We start from the raw sequence: 12810 nt of genomic DNA on the forward strand, positions 1-12810 counted from the left end.
GCCGCTGGCGTCAATTTTTCCCACAGCACTGCTTATATAAATATCCAGACCCACAAGTGCATGGGTCATTTCGTTTTGGCTTTTTAATTTGACGCTTTTGACGAGATGTCGGTTGTTCAAATAAGTCCGTACGAGCCTGCTGCAGCAATTCAATTAAGGCATTCGGAATGAGGTCCAGCGCTTCTTCAGAAAACGCGTGGATAAGTTGGTCGTCAAAATCACTTTGACCTTCGGCTATTTCATTGAGAACTAAAAAGAGGCTCAGAGCACTTCGCGTAACCTCCTCACTATGATCGAACAACGCCTCCCAGACATCTTTCCGGAGAGCTACGCCACGGTTGAAGCCTTGAACCCAAGGCTGCCATGAAACTTGATCTGTGTCCTCAACATTTGAAAAAATAGGCTGCAATCGCTGTCGAGTCTTTGCCCTATCGGCGATGTATTCGAGGTGGCCGACAATATTTTCAACGACCAGATCAGCAACTTTGCCACGAGGGAATTTCTCAGGAACTTTTCCTTTGAATAAATCTGTGAGCCAGCTTGATGGAGGTACAAATTCTGGACACAAGAACACTGCCGTAAGATACCCATCCAGCTCACTGAGCTTCATATCGATGCGCTGGGTAGCATCTGAAGACGAGAGAAGTTGAGCAAGTCGCTCGACATCATGTTTATAGAAGCGCATGATCTTCACCTTCCGTTGCCTACTCCAACATTCGGTTGCTTAGACTTTATAAGCTCGAAACTGTCGATGCCTTAGTGGACCACAGATTAGTCATAATTATGCCTCTTTTTTACGTGATGTAAGCTTCATGAAAGTTGTTCGCTCTCTCATTTTTGGATGGTCGCCAATCAGAATACAGGACTACCTGACATCTGAGATGATGAAGTTTGGCGTTCCTGAACACCTTGCTCGATCGATTATTAAAGTGCTTGCAGATGCGGGCTATCTGCAATCTGAGAAGACACAGCCTCCTTTAGTTTTGACACAGGAATTTCGGGTGCCGCTTAAAACGAAAGATAAAAAATTAGCACTCCGTCCAGTCGAAACTCTTGTTCAAGAAATAGAGAACACTTGTGCTGCACGTTTATCCGATGCGACAGTCAAGAGGTTGATGACACGGCAACACTACCTGAGACTTGCCACTCATCATTCTTTGGCTGAGGACTGACTAATGACCATTACGCGTCTAACTGCGATGCTACTTCCGTTTGTAGCCCTCACCACCGAAGGCCAGGCTCAAGAACCCACTGGAGGCTACTCCGTCTTTTGCGTTGTAGATGAGGCAAAATCACATCACCTGAACACTGGTGAAATCGATGATGAATATTCGGAGCAGCCTTCGAGCTTCAGCGTACTCCCATCGGGCGCAATCGTGGCAGTGAATGCCCCATTTTGCCAGTTTGTTACGCAAGTAAATCGGACAGAAGGCAAGCTCAGCTTCTACTGCAGGACGATGGAACCGGACAGCGAGGCTCTCATATCCCTCGACACTCAAACCTATGACTTTTCAAAATTCGTTCATCTAAGAGAAAAAGCGATTATCACAATGTCGGGCCATTGTATCATCGACGATGACGCGCCTGAAAGTCCCAGTAGCTGACATCAACACTCATCGAAAACCACGGCCCGGCCATGCCCATCAAAAATTTTTCCGTCAGCGGCATAGCAGAGTATCGTCTTGAGTTTCTCACGGGACTTTTTCCCCAAACCCGCCAACTGTTTTAGACGTCTTTCATCCATCCCAAGCAATTCACGCAGAAGCGAGATATCTACGGCATCAAGCTCCACATCGTCGTATCGCGTCTTAAAATCTCTCTGAAGGTGCAAAAAAATTTGCACCCAGATCGTCGGCCGGATGAGATCGATGAGCCTCCCACTTGGACACTGAAAATCTTGAATAGGGTTTGCCGCCAAATCATACTCAGTGCGTGACACTTTGCTTTCTCCGCAAGAACGAATAACACATCACAATTGATCGATTTCGAGATAGGCTTTCACATTACAGCATGAGGATACCGTGGTGAAGTACGACCGTGTCGCTGACCAGCCTTTGATAAATTTCGCAACAGTCGACGGCCCATTAGCTCGCCAAATAAGCACATTCGTGTGGGTCAAGATATTCCTAGACTGTCAACGCGACTTCAAAACGTCTCATAGCAACGTTGATCCAGCTGCCATCGATATATCGCTGATCGATCATCTAATGACGCTACAGCCAACTCAGATAGCGCAGATTTCTGGTGTTGGCCCCCAAGCGCAGAAAAAGCTTCAAGAAATCATCGAAAAGCGTCGCGATGGTAAAATCTTCGCGTTGTGAGATCGTCTGACATTAAATTTTAATTTAGACGCTAAATGGGACGCTTCGTTGAACCGGAAAAACGATGGGCGCTCAGTGTCCAATCAAAAGCATGGTCGACAGGCGGAATATCGGCACACAAACCCACGTACATATTGAAAGAATACATTAAGGTTCAGGTGTTGTTTTTGGGCTGTTGTGTATCAGAGTTCTGCGGAGGCTCGTCTATGGGCGGGAGGTTCCGAGCATCACCATCCGCGAGATGACGGATCTGGTGACGGCGAGTTGGGAAAAGCAGGAAGAGGTGGTGTTTGGGGGGTGAGGGCGGGGAGCAGGAGTTCGCTTCCTGATTTCAGCAGCAAACAGCGGACCAAATCTGTTCCACCAATAACCTATAGTTTCATGGCTAACATCGATCCCCCGCTCATGCAGGAGATCCTCCACATTACGAAGAGACAGAGGGAACCGCACATAGAGCATGACCGCTAAGCGGATCACCTCTGGGCTCGTCTTGAAGTATCGAAATGGAGAGCGCTTGGTCATACCAAAACGCTAAACACGTACCATACCCTGCTCAAGGACGTTTAGTCTGACAGTGCCCTCAAGTTCATTCGTATAACAAAAAGGCCAACCGACTTAGGGTTGGCTCTTTGATCGTTGTCAAAACCTATTCGGTCTCAGGATGAAAGAGATGGGCTTTCACCGGATCGAAGGACAGCTCAATCGATGTACCGCGATCAAAAATCGCGTCTTTTGGAAGGGCCGCAATCAGAGTGGTTCCGTCACCCATCGCAAGGTTCATCACCGTCTCGCTTCCAAGACGCTCTGTTAGGTTAATCTTACCCTTCAAAACCCCGTAACCCTCTTTCGCCTCAGGCTCGAGGTATTGCGGCCGCAATCCAAGAACGAGCTTGTCGCCGACCTTGGCCTTGATCTCAGATGGGATCGAAATCGGAGCGAGCGCCGCATTTGAAACCACATAGTGGCCCTTTTCGGCAGCCGTGACCTCCACCTCAAGGAAGTTCATTGACGGGCTGCCGATAAACTTTGCAACAAAGAGATTTGCGGGCTTGTGATAAAGCTCCATCGGCGCGCCGATCTGCTGAACTTCTCCGTCGCGAAGCACTACGATCTTATCCGCAAGCGTCATAGCTTCGACCTGATCATGTGTCACATAGATCATGGTCGCTCCGAGATCTTTGTGCAGCTTGCCGATCTCCATCCGCATATCCATTCGAAGGGCCGCGTCTAAGTTAGAAAGCGGCTCATCAAAAAGGAAGACTTTGGGATCGCGCACAATCGCACGTCCAATCGCAACGCGCTGGCGCTGACCACCCGAAAGCTGGCTCGGACGGCGATCCAACAAGTGCTCCATCTGCAAGATACGTGCGGCTTCCGCAACTTTAGCTTCTTTCTCCGCTTTGGGCGTTTTGGAGATCGTCAGGCCAAATGCTACGTTTTCGCGAACAGTCATATGAGGGAAAATTGCGTAGGATTGGAACACCATCGCAACGCCGCGCTCTTTGGGTTGGAGCTCGTTGACGACCTGCCCATCAACGGACAACTCGCCTTCCGAAATATCTTCAAGCCCAGCAATCATCCGCAAAAGCGTTGACTTGCCGCAACCAGATGGACCCACAAAGACGACAAACTCACCATGGTTGATCTCGATGTCGACGCCTTTAATCACGTCGACCGGACCATAGGATTTTTTGAGCTTCTTAAGAGAGATATCCGCCATTACTCAGTCCGCCTGCTCCAACAGCAAGAGACCATTAGCATCTACAAGCACACGCTGCGGATCATGGATATAGCCGCCAAACTTGTCTTTGCCGTAATCAGCAAACCCAAGAATGAAATGCTCGCCATCTTTCTCAACGATGCGGGCGGCATAGCGCTCGCACGGCAATGCCCCATCAAGGAAACCGGGTGCTGTTTTCCATGGACCGCGCGGATTGTCGGCGATGAGGTAATGGTTGCCCGTCACAGGCGGAACCCCAGCCTCGGCGATGCGGCCTTTGGACCAATGCTCGGCAGCTGTGCAGAAAAGGCAATACCACTTACCATTGATCTCAAAGACCTGCGGCACTTCGAGCTGGCCATAGTCGCCGGTAAATACCGGCGGCTGCAATTCCCACCGAATAAGGTCTTGCGAGGTCGCAAAGCCTACGGCGCCGCCGCCATTTGGCTCTTCAATTCCAGGCACACGTGCCGTGAAATACATGAGCCACCCGTCCCCTTTAGGGTCGCGCATCACCCAAGGATCGCGCATCGCACGGTCATGCCAGTGACCAATTGCATGCTCGCATTCATAGTATTTTGCATTCGGTCCAGTGAGGTCGAGGCACTGACCATCGCCAACACGTTCCCACGAATGCATATCTGTCGAAGTCGCATGACCAACGCGCTGATAGAGTGCGCTCTCGCTTTGGCGCGTTCCTGTGTAAAAGAGGTGCCACAGGCCGTCATCGTCCTGAACGACGGAGCCTGTCCATGTGGTCTTATCATCCCAAGCAGGACCATTGCGCCACGGGGTCAGGCAGGTGCCAAGGTGTTCCCAATTGGTCAAGTCGGTAGAAACCGCATGCCCTTGAGTAACATTGAAATGGCGCAGATCAGGATCGCCCAGCGATTTGTCGGCCTTGAGGAAATAGCAGTGGTGCTTTTCGCCATCGAAGGCATACCAGCTGTCCCAAATCCATTGGTTTTCAAGTGAAAGAACCATTGTCGTTTTCCTAATTAGCCTTTGACGCCCGTCGATGCGATCGACGCGATGAAGGCACGTTGCAAGAAGAGATAGAAGGCAAGAACGGGCACAGTGATCAGGCTGAGGTAGGCCATGATCTCGCCCCAAGCGATGTTGAGCTGGAAGAAGTATTGAAGCCCAACCATGACAGGACGGTATTGCTCCTGCTGCACGACCATAAGCGGCCACAGATACTGGTTATACATCGCCAGAAACTTAAGGATCGCTGCGGTCGCAAGCACAGGTCCGGCAAGCGGCATCACAATGCGGCGGTAAATCTGGCCCCAGCTCGCACCCTCGACGCGAGAGGCTTCGATCAACTCGTGCGGTAGATCTTTGAAATACTGCACGAAGAGATAGATGGTCAAACCATCCGCGATGAACGGCACAATCTGCACGCGATAGGTATTGAGCCAGCCAGTCGTAAACCCATCAAGACCGATCCACGGCAGCTTGGACGCCAGCAAAAGCATCGGAATTGCGATAGTTTCGAACGGCACGATCAAAGTCGCAAGGATGATTGAGAGCACAAGGTCTCGCCCCCGCCAGTTCAAGAAAACGATCGAGAACGCGGTCATCGAACAGATGAGGAGCGAGAGAACGACCGTAACGCCTGTGACAAGCATTGAGTTAAAGACGAAGAGTCCAACAGGTGCGCGTTTAAAAGCCGCCGAATAGTTATCAAGACTGATGTCGCCGATTGGCAGGAATGCCCGCAGCGATGCGGTGTCGAGCAAAAGTTGCTCGCTCGGCTTGAGCGACGACATAATCATGAAGACAAGCGGAAAGCAGAAGATCAAAGCGATGATCGTCAATACCGCATAGCGTGTCGCAAGGCGCAGACCGCGGTTATCAGGTGAAACAAGTGCCATCAGCGACGCTCCCGTGTAAGCCAGCGTTGGATGAGAGAAATCGACAGAACGATAACGAAGAGGATCACCGAGATAGTGGAACCGCCCGAAATGTCCTGTTTGCCATAGCCACGTTCAACTGCTTGGAAGACGATGGTCTGTGTGCTGTCGAGAGGGCCACCGCTCGTCATAACGTCGATCTGACTAAAGAGAGCAAAGGCCTGCATTGTGATGACGATGAGAACAAGAACCGCAGTATTGCGAAGCCCTGGCCAGGTCACATAGCGGAAGGTCTGCCACTTGCTGGAGCCTTCGATTTCAGCTGCCTCATAAAGGGTGGGCGAAATGGTCTGGAGACCAGAAAGCCAGATCACCATGTGGAACCCAACGGCTTGCCAGATCGACATTCCGATGATCGAGCCAAGAGCGGTATCTGGATTGCCGAGCCAATCAATCGGAGAGAACGCACCGAAAGTGAGCGAGCTTAGGATATTGTTCAGAAGACCATTGTTGCCATCATAGATGAACCGCCACAGAAGTGAGACAACCACGATCGAGACCACGACGGGCATAAAATAGATCGCGCGGTAGACATTGATGCCGCGAAGTCTTTGGTTGATCAGCAGCGCAAGTCCGAGAGCAAGACCACCTTGAACCGGAGCGACCACCAACACAAAGATCAGCGTGTTCAGAACGGCGCGCATAAAGACAACGTCTCGCGCAAGGACATAGGTGCGATTTTCACCCGATTGCCAGCTGGTCCATTCGCGCATCCCGTCTAGCTTGGGATAGTCAGGGTTCTTGCGCGTGAAATTACGAAGCTTGGGATAGGTCGGCGCGCCGCTGTCGTCGCGAATGATATCTCCGCTTGCATCGCGTTCGGGCTCAAGCGTGATCATGCCTACGCCAAGGAGCGATTTATAATTCGCCATGCCGACAAACTCGGTCGGGTTGGGAGAGATTAGTCGCTGATTGGTAAAGGAAAGAGCGATCGCAAAAAAGAAGGGCAGGATGATGAAGACAACCATCAAACCAAAGCCCGGAAGTGCGAAGAGCCATCCTGCTCGGTTCGATGAAGTGAGTTTGGAGGACGTCGCCATAATGCTGACCTTGAAGACGTATTGAAAAGCAGTTCCCCCGAGCCGAAGCTCGGGAGAACCATCCACTAGGGAGGATTAGTGGCCGTAGCCGCCGTTCTTCTCGATATCTGCTTCGATTTCATCGACCGCAGCATCAAGAGTGTCGGCAACGTCTGCACCGTTTGCGATGTCAGCAGCAGCCTTTTCAAAGACTTTTGCCTGAACAACGTAGCCAGGGGTTACAGGGCGAAGAACGCCTTGAGCTTGGCTCAGAGCAAAGAAGCCGTGGAGCGGACCACCTTCTTTGTAGTTCTCGGTCATCGCAGCAGCCGCTGGGGTTGCTGGGATCAGGCCAATGCCGTTCGAGAATGCTGCAAGGTATTTATCCTGAAGCGCGAACTCGATGAAGGCCGAAGCACCATCTGGGTGCTCAGAGCTTGCCGAAACGCCGAACTGCCAGGATGCAGCACCGATCTTCGGACCATTGCCGAGGTCAGGTGCAGGAAGGAAGAGAGCGTCGTCATAAGCAGCGAGAGTGCCGAGAGCTGCCCAGTTGCCGTTCCAAGAGAAGGCATACTTACCGGTGTTGAAACCGGTATCGCGGTCAGCACCGTCCTGAGTTGCCTGAGCGTAGCCGTTTGCGAAGAGACCCTGCCACCAGTTGCCCCAAGCGTTTGCTGCGTCGCCGTTCAGAGCGCCTTCAGCCGACTTGTAGGACGAACGATCGATGATATCACCACCGAACGACTGGAGAAGCGGCGAGAATGCATATGGGAACCATTCACCTGTCCAAGCTGTACCGAGGTCAAGTGCGAAGTCATACTTGCCAGACGCCTTTGCTGCATCAAGTGCGGCCATGAATTCGTCTTGGGTCCAAGGCTGCTCGAGGGTCGGCGTGCGCAGGCCAAGCTCATCGATGATCGACTGACGGGTTACGAGGGCAACAGCTGCGTCCCAAAGACCGATCGAGTAGAGCTTGCCATCCCAAATACCCTTGGTGCCGGGGAGGAAGTTGGCGATTTTGGCTTCGTCGATTTGCAGCGGCTGCATATAGCCCGACCACGCCCAGTTCGGCATGTTGGGTCCATCAACGTCGAGAATGTCCGGCAGGTTGCCAGCGAGCGCGCCAGCGGTGACGGAGTCGTTGTAGGCAGCTTGCGGGAACGACTCGAGCGTTACAGACCAGTCGGACTGGCTGGCGTTAAAGTCCGAAACGATCTGGTTGATGATCTGGCTTTCGACTTCATTGCCTGCGCCGTGATACCACATGGTCAGTTCGGTCTGAGCGAAGGCAGCGCCAGACATCCCTGCGGTGAGCGCCATAGCGCCAGCAGAAAGTGTAAACAGTTTCATTGGGGGTTCCTCCCGTTCGAAAGTGGAAAGCGGATCGTTTTGCCATCCGCCGAGGCATTAGCAGTCACAGAGGACCGCCAGTTCACAGGACCAGACACGAGGGTCGGGTTGGTCTGTTGGTGGGTCTCGTCATTTATGAGCGACAAAAGCCAGTCAGCTGCGCGCGCACCCATCGCCGCATAGGGCAGCTCAGCGGTGGTCAATGGCGGGAAAAGGGTTTCAGCGATAACGCGGTAGTTATCATAGCCGGCAACAGAGATATCTTCGGGCATTCGGATGCCGCGCGTGCGCAAAATGCCATAGGCGCGCATTGCCATCTCATCGTTACCGCAGCACAAAACAGTCGGTGGATTGGGCAGAGACAAGACGCGATCAATCGCATCCCAAAGGACCGCTGAGTTGCGATGCTTGTCATGCATGAAGCCTGTAGAAATCAGCTCGGGATCAAACTCGATACCCGCTTCGGCAAGCGCGCGCTTATAGCCTTCAAGGCGAAGGCGCGTTGCGTCCATCCCTTTAGGCAACGTGAGATAGCCAATCCGTCGATGTCCTGCCTCGATAAGACGCGCTACAAGATCGTGCTGTCCGCGCTCATCATCAGGAAGCACCGAAGGCGTTCCGCGATCATCATAACAATTGACAAGGACGAGTGGCGTCCCCTTAGGAGCGGGAGGCAGTTCGACGTGCTGGTGATAGTCGGCAACATAAATGATGCCCTCTGCGCGATGCTCGACAAAGGTGCGAATGAGCTCCGGCACACGCGCCGAGCTACCGCCCGTGTCTGCGATCATCAGCGTCATACCAGTCGCAGACATGACCGACTGAATGCCCTGAACGATAAGCAAGTCAGGGAGACCCTTGGGATCATTGCCGTCTGAAGTCGTGGAAATTGCACCGGTAATCAGCCCGATGAGACCTGAGCGCGAGGAACGCATCATTCGAGCGGCGTTTGAGGGGACATAGCCAAGTTCGAGAATTGCCTTTTCGACCGCCTCGCGGGTCTTCTCACCCACAGGCGCGTCCCCATTGAGCACTCGGCTCACAGTCTTTGGAGAGACCCCTGCTATCTTTGCTACGTCGTAGATCGTCGCCAAACGTTCCCCTCCCGTGGCCCAAATGGAATCGTGACACCGATGTCATGACACCGATGTCACAGTTAATCAAGTAACTTGATTTATCACTATTCTTTCGAGGGTGCTGTCAGACTAATTCTGAACTCGTCTCCGTTTGTCGCTCCACCAAGTCTTCAAATCGTGCCAAGTTGGCGCCACTCGGCGAGAGCCGCGGCGCGTAAGGTCTTAAATTAGCTTCGGCTGTAGTGCTGTCGTTCCTGATTGAAGTGATTGTGGATGGGAGAGTGAACGGCGGCGAATTTCTGCAAACATCGCATTTGCCGAAACCTCAGCATGGCACGTTCTCGTCGTCGAAACGGAAGGTGAGAATTCTCAATACGGTTGTTGAGCCACCTGCCCGTTTTCTGCTTCTCAGTATTTCCTATGTCTCTCATAGCAACGCCATAAGTCCGTAGATTATCGGTAACTATTTCCTGAGGGCTTCCGTATCTACGCATAGATTTCCTAAGGAATTTCAATGCTGCCTTACGGTCTCGGCGCTTAGTGACATAGCTTTCAAGCACCTCCCCTTCATGATCAACAGCACACCACATGTAATGCCGCACGCCTTTCACTTTCACGAAGACCTCGTCCAGGTGCCATTGCCAATTCGAGCTGGATTTCAATCTGTCCGCTCTTCGCTTCCTGATTTCAGAAGCAAACAGCGGACCAAATCTATTCCACCAATAACGGATCGTTTCATGGCTAACATCGATCCCCCGCTCATGCAGGAGGTCTTCCACATTACGAAGAGACAGAGGGAACCGCACATAGAGCATGACCGCTAAGCGGATCACCTCTGGGCTCGTCTTGAAGTATCGAAATGGAGAGCGCCTGGTCATCCCAAAACGCTAACCACGTACCCTACCCTGCTCAAGGCCGTTTAGTCTTACAGTGCCTTGTCATCGATATCCGCACCGAGGCCATCGGCGGGGTTATTCAAGATCTGATCACCCCCACCAAAGAGGAGGCCGCTTGATCATGACCACTCCTAACAGCATCCAAATCTTTGTCCCCCTCACCATTCGGAAGCGCAGCGGGCGGCCGAGGATCGTTCCACCGGGCAACATCACTCAGGAACCCGCGGAGTCTGGCGAATGTTGCAACCTTCTCCGCGCCATTGGACTTGCTTAGTCATGGCGGCGCAGGCTCGGCTCCGGTGAATTTGAGACCGCGAAGGATCTTGCGGCCGCTATCGGCAATCACGAGCGTTACGTCACCCGGCATTTGCGGCTGACCTATCTTGCGCCCGAGGTTCTGCGGAGGCTCGTTTACGGTCGGGAGGTTCCGAGCATTACGATACGGGAGATGACCGATTTGGTGACGGCGAGTTGGGAAAAGCAGGAAGAGGTGGTATTTGGGGAGTAAGGGCGGAGAGCATGCGTAATTGGGCTGACCCTACTCAAAGGTCGAGCTCCCGTTAAGATCGCAGCATTGCTGTGAGAAGAGGGAGACAGAAAATGGAATACTTCGTTGGTTTGGATGTGTCGCTTCGGTCTTGCGCGCTTTGCATTTTGGACGGTCGTGGCAAGGTTTGCATGGAGCGAGAGCTCCCGTGTGAGGTCGATGAAATCGTCAATTGCCTGAACGCGTTCGGCCACCCGATAGTGCGGATCGGCTTTGAGGCTGGTGCGCTGAGCCAGTACCTCTTCTTCGGCCTGAAAGACAAGGGCTTCGAGATCGTGTGCATGGAGGCTCGCCAGGTCAGTGCTGCACTTTCAGCGATGCGGAATAAGACTGACAAGACGGACGCGAAAGGCATTGCTCAGATTTTGCGGACGGGTTGGTTCAGCCCGGTGCATATGAAGAGCCGAGAGGCGCACGGGCTACGGGCTCTGCTGAGCACCAGAAAGGCCTTGTTGAAGAAAACAATGGACTTGGCAAACGAAGTGCGTGGTTTGCTGAAGATATTTGGTGTTCGCCTTCCCCGGACCGTTAAGCACGGTAGCTTCGACGATCTCGTTAGGCCCATGATCGAGATGGATGAAGTTCTCGCGCATGCGGTCATTCCGTTGCTCGATGCACGTGCCGTCCTATTCCAGCATTATCTTGAACTGGATCGACGGGTGAAGCATGCGGCGTCGCAAGACGAGGTCTGTATGCGGATGATGACGGTGCCTGGTGTGGGCCCGATCGCGGCTCTCACATTCAAAGCAGCGGTCGATGACCCCAATCGGTTCAAACGTTCTCGCACAGTAGCCGCGCACTTTGGCCTCACGCCGAGGCGATACCAGTCCGGCGAACATGACAACCCAGGTCGTATCTCCAAGGCCGGTGATCAGAATGTCCGAGCGACGCTTTACGCTGCTGCAAATGCGTTGCTCATGCGAACGATGGCCGGATCGCAGATAAAGTCATGGGGCATGCGCCTAATGCGCACCAAAGGTCGGCGTCGAGCCGTTGTGGCCGTCGCCCGTAAACTCGCCGTTCTTCTCCATCGAATGTGGATCGACGGCACAGAATTCCGTCAGGAAAAAGTGGGAGGCCAGGCATGACCCAATAGCCCACCACCTGACCTGAACGGGATCGTCCATCCGGACGAGGTGTGTGGATGAAGCCGAAAATGTCTGCTGCGCAACTTGAAGCGCGCCGGAAAGCGGGGCTCTCCACTACCAATCCGACGCATGCATGCAGCGGCGCCCTTCGAACGCCAATCCAGACTGCGAAGAGAAGCGTGACCCGGAAAAACGATCCTTCTGACGAATGAAAGAAAACGAGCTTGACCAAGATGCCCAATTAGAGAAGCGGTCATTGACTCAAGGGGCAGCCAATGACCGCTTTCAGCATTTACATCAGTCCGCTTGTTCTGCACCTCCAGCGTCTTTTTCGATCGTAGCGGTGACAGGGGCAGAGCCATCAAGTTGGAGGGATACGGAGACGTGTTTGCCAGCTTGGCTGAGCCATCTTCGATGCTATCACGAAGCGGCAACGTATTTTCTTCACGCGAATTGGCAGATGTAACTGAGGCGGGTGGTGTCGGCGATACCAGTCTTCGTTTCTTTGACAGTGACGGTAAAACGGTAAAGACACCGTTGGATGATCGGGTTATCGGCATGACACTTGACGAACTTGCAAAGGTAGATCGCGTGATGGCCTTAGCTGGTGGGGAAAGCAAGACTGACGCCATTCGCGGGGCTCTGCGTACCGGCGTCATCGACCTGCTAATCACCGACAGGTTCACTGCCGAGCGTCTTATTGGGGAAGAGTACCAGGTAAACGCAGTCGAATAGTCTGAGCTATTGTCTGAGCATGCTTACGCAACGACATCGGCGGAATGCGGTCTTCGCTGTGCTTTGAAGCAATTCCACAATACTCTAAAAGAAATCAAATGCTCTCGCCCAAGACGTACAAATTTTCTACATCTAAAAT

General features: G+C 52.8%; 14 protein-coding genes and 1 pseudogene. 5 read left to right on the forward strand and 10 right to left on the reverse strand.

Features of this window, described 5'->3' with window-relative positions:
* Positions 1–10: 10 nt before the first annotated feature.
* The gene (locus BSK21_RS10730; protein ID WP_067551541.1) at positions 11–685 is read right to left on the reverse strand and encodes a UPF0149 family protein; all 675 of its coding nucleotides are present in this window, start codon (positions 683–685) and stop codon (positions 11–13) included.
* A gap of 127 nt (positions 686–812) precedes the next feature.
* Here BSK21_RS10730 and BSK21_RS10735 point away from each other — a divergent pair, with 127 nt between their 5' ends.
* Positions 813–1172 carry a hypothetical protein gene (locus BSK21_RS10735; RefSeq protein ID WP_156529611.1) on the forward strand — a complete coding sequence of 120 codons (360 nt, stop codon included), beginning with the start codon at positions 813–815 and terminating at the stop codon, positions 1170–1172.
* Positions 1173–1175: 3 nt separating this feature from the next.
* Positions 1176–1604, forward strand: coding sequence for a hypothetical protein (locus BSK21_RS10740; RefSeq protein WP_067551546.1), 429 nt, complete (start codon positions 1176–1178; stop codon positions 1602–1604).
* Positions 1605–1606: 2 nt separating this feature from the next.
* Here BSK21_RS10740 and BSK21_RS10745 read toward each other — a convergent pair whose 3' ends face one another.
* Positions 1607–1939 (reverse strand): hypothetical protein, encoded by a 333-nt coding sequence (locus BSK21_RS10745; RefSeq protein WP_067551549.1) that lies wholly within the window; start codon positions 1937–1939, stop codon positions 1607–1609.
* An 85-nt stretch (positions 1940–2024) separates the two neighbouring features.
* On the opposite strand from BSK21_RS10745, the gene BSK21_RS10750 reads away from it, so the two are divergent.
* Positions 2025–2321 carry a hypothetical protein gene (locus BSK21_RS10750; protein WP_067551551.1) on the forward strand — a complete coding sequence of 99 codons (297 nt, stop codon included), beginning with the start codon at positions 2025–2027 and terminating at the stop codon, positions 2319–2321.
* Between the two features lie 318 nt (positions 2322–2639).
* On the opposite strand, the pseudogene BSK21_RS16185 reads toward BSK21_RS10750, so the two are convergent.
* From BSK21_RS16185 to BSK21_RS10790, 8 genes and pseudogenes are all read right to left on the reverse strand, one after another.
* Positions 2640–2843: pseudogene (locus BSK21_RS16185) on the reverse strand (IS6 family transposase); the annotation flags it as partial.
* A gap of 124 nt (positions 2844–2967) precedes the next feature.
* Complete coding sequence (locus BSK21_RS10760) at positions 2968–4041, reverse strand: ABC transporter ATP-binding protein (protein ID WP_067551554.1); 1074 nt, start codon at positions 4039–4041, stop codon at positions 2968–2970.
* A 3-nt stretch (positions 4042–4044) separates the two neighbouring features.
* Positions 4045–5025 carry a levansucrase gene (locus tag BSK21_RS10765; protein WP_067551557.1) on the reverse strand — a complete coding sequence of 327 codons (981 nt, stop codon included), beginning with the start codon at positions 5023–5025 and terminating at the stop codon, positions 4045–4047.
* A gap of 14 nt (positions 5026–5039) precedes the next feature.
* Positions 5040–5918 carry a carbohydrate ABC transporter permease gene (locus BSK21_RS10770; protein WP_067551560.1) on the reverse strand — a complete coding sequence of 293 codons (879 nt, stop codon included), beginning with the start codon at positions 5916–5918 and terminating at the stop codon, positions 5040–5042.
* Positions 5918–6997 (reverse strand): carbohydrate ABC transporter permease, encoded by a 1080-nt coding sequence (locus BSK21_RS10775; RefSeq protein ID WP_067551563.1) that lies wholly within the window; start codon positions 6995–6997, stop codon positions 5918–5920. Before BSK21_RS10775 ends, BSK21_RS10770 begins: the two co-directional genes overlap by 1 nt.
* A 75-nt stretch (positions 6998–7072) precedes the next feature.
* Positions 7073–8329 (reverse strand): extracellular solute-binding protein, encoded by a 1257-nt coding sequence (locus BSK21_RS10780; RefSeq protein WP_067551566.1) that lies wholly within the window; start codon positions 8327–8329, stop codon positions 7073–7075.
* Positions 8326–9423, reverse strand: coding sequence for a LacI family DNA-binding transcriptional regulator (locus BSK21_RS10785; protein WP_067551569.1), 1098 nt, complete (start codon positions 9421–9423; stop codon positions 8326–8328). The genes BSK21_RS10780 and BSK21_RS10785 overlap by 4 nt, the downstream gene beginning before the upstream one ends.
* A gap of 209 nt (positions 9424–9632) precedes the next feature.
* Positions 9633–10283 carry an IS6 family transposase gene (locus BSK21_RS10790; RefSeq protein WP_067551571.1) on the reverse strand — a complete coding sequence of 217 codons (651 nt, stop codon included), beginning with the start codon at positions 10281–10283 and terminating at the stop codon, positions 9633–9635.
* A gap of 618 nt (positions 10284–10901) precedes the next feature.
* Here BSK21_RS10790 and BSK21_RS10800 point away from each other — a divergent pair.
* Together BSK21_RS10800 and BSK21_RS10805 are read left to right on the forward strand one after the other, a co-directional pair.
* Positions 10902–11936: an IS110 family transposase gene (locus BSK21_RS10800; RefSeq protein WP_067551574.1), complete on the forward strand. Its 1035-nt coding sequence runs from the start codon at positions 10902–10904 to the stop codon at positions 11934–11936.
* A 414-nt stretch (positions 11937–12350) separates the two neighbouring features.
* Entirely contained in the window at positions 12351–12671 is a 321-nt protein-coding gene (locus tag BSK21_RS10805; RefSeq protein WP_232230429.1) for a sugar-binding domain-containing protein, read from the forward strand.
* Positions 12672–12810: the final 139 nt, after the last annotated feature.

This window comes from Marivivens sp. JLT3646, from assembly GCF_001908835.1.
Taxonomy (GTDB): Bacteria; Pseudomonadota; Alphaproteobacteria; order Rhodobacterales; family Rhodobacteraceae; genus Marivivens; species Marivivens geojensis.

Bases quoted from the DNA above. Each gene is read 5' to 3' on its own strand.
- BSK21_RS10730 (WP_067551541.1), bottom strand. From the start codon at position 685: ATGCGCTTCTATAAACATGATGTCGAGCGACTTGCTCAACTTCTCTCG.
- BSK21_RS10735 (WP_156529611.1), top strand. From the start codon at position 813: ATGAAAGTTGTTCGCTCTCTCATTTTTGGATGGTCGCCAATCAGAATA.
- BSK21_RS10740 (WP_067551546.1), top strand. From the start codon at position 1,176: ATGACCATTACGCGTCTAACTGCGATGCTACTTCCGTTTGTAGCCCTC.
- BSK21_RS10760 (WP_067551554.1), bottom strand. From the start codon at position 4,041: ATGGCGGATATCTCTCTTAAGAAGCTCAAAAAATCCTATGGTCCGGTC.
- BSK21_RS10765 (WP_067551557.1), bottom strand. From the start codon at position 5,025: ATGGTTCTTTCACTTGAAAACCAATGGATTTGGGACAGCTGGTATGCC.
- BSK21_RS10770 (WP_067551560.1), bottom strand. From the start codon at position 5,918: ATGGCACTTGTTTCACCTGATAACCGCGGTCTGCGCCTTGCGACACGC.
- BSK21_RS10775 (WP_067551563.1), bottom strand. From the start codon at position 6,997: ATGGCGACGTCCTCCAAACTCACTTCATCGAACCGAGCAGGATGGCTC.
- BSK21_RS10780 (WP_067551566.1), bottom strand. From the start codon at position 8,329: ATGAAACTGTTTACACTTTCTGCTGGCGCTATGGCGCTCACCGCAGGG.
- BSK21_RS10790 (WP_067551571.1), bottom strand. From the start codon at position 10,283: ATGACCAGGCGCTCTCCATTTCGATACTTCAAGACGAGCCCAGAGGTG.
- BSK21_RS10800 (WP_067551574.1), top strand. From the start codon at position 10,902: ATGGAATACTTCGTTGGTTTGGATGTGTCGCTTCGGTCTTGCGCGCTT.
- BSK21_RS10805 (WP_232230429.1), top strand. From the start codon at position 12,351: ATGCTATCACGAAGCGGCAACGTATTTTCTTCACGCGAATTGGCAGAT.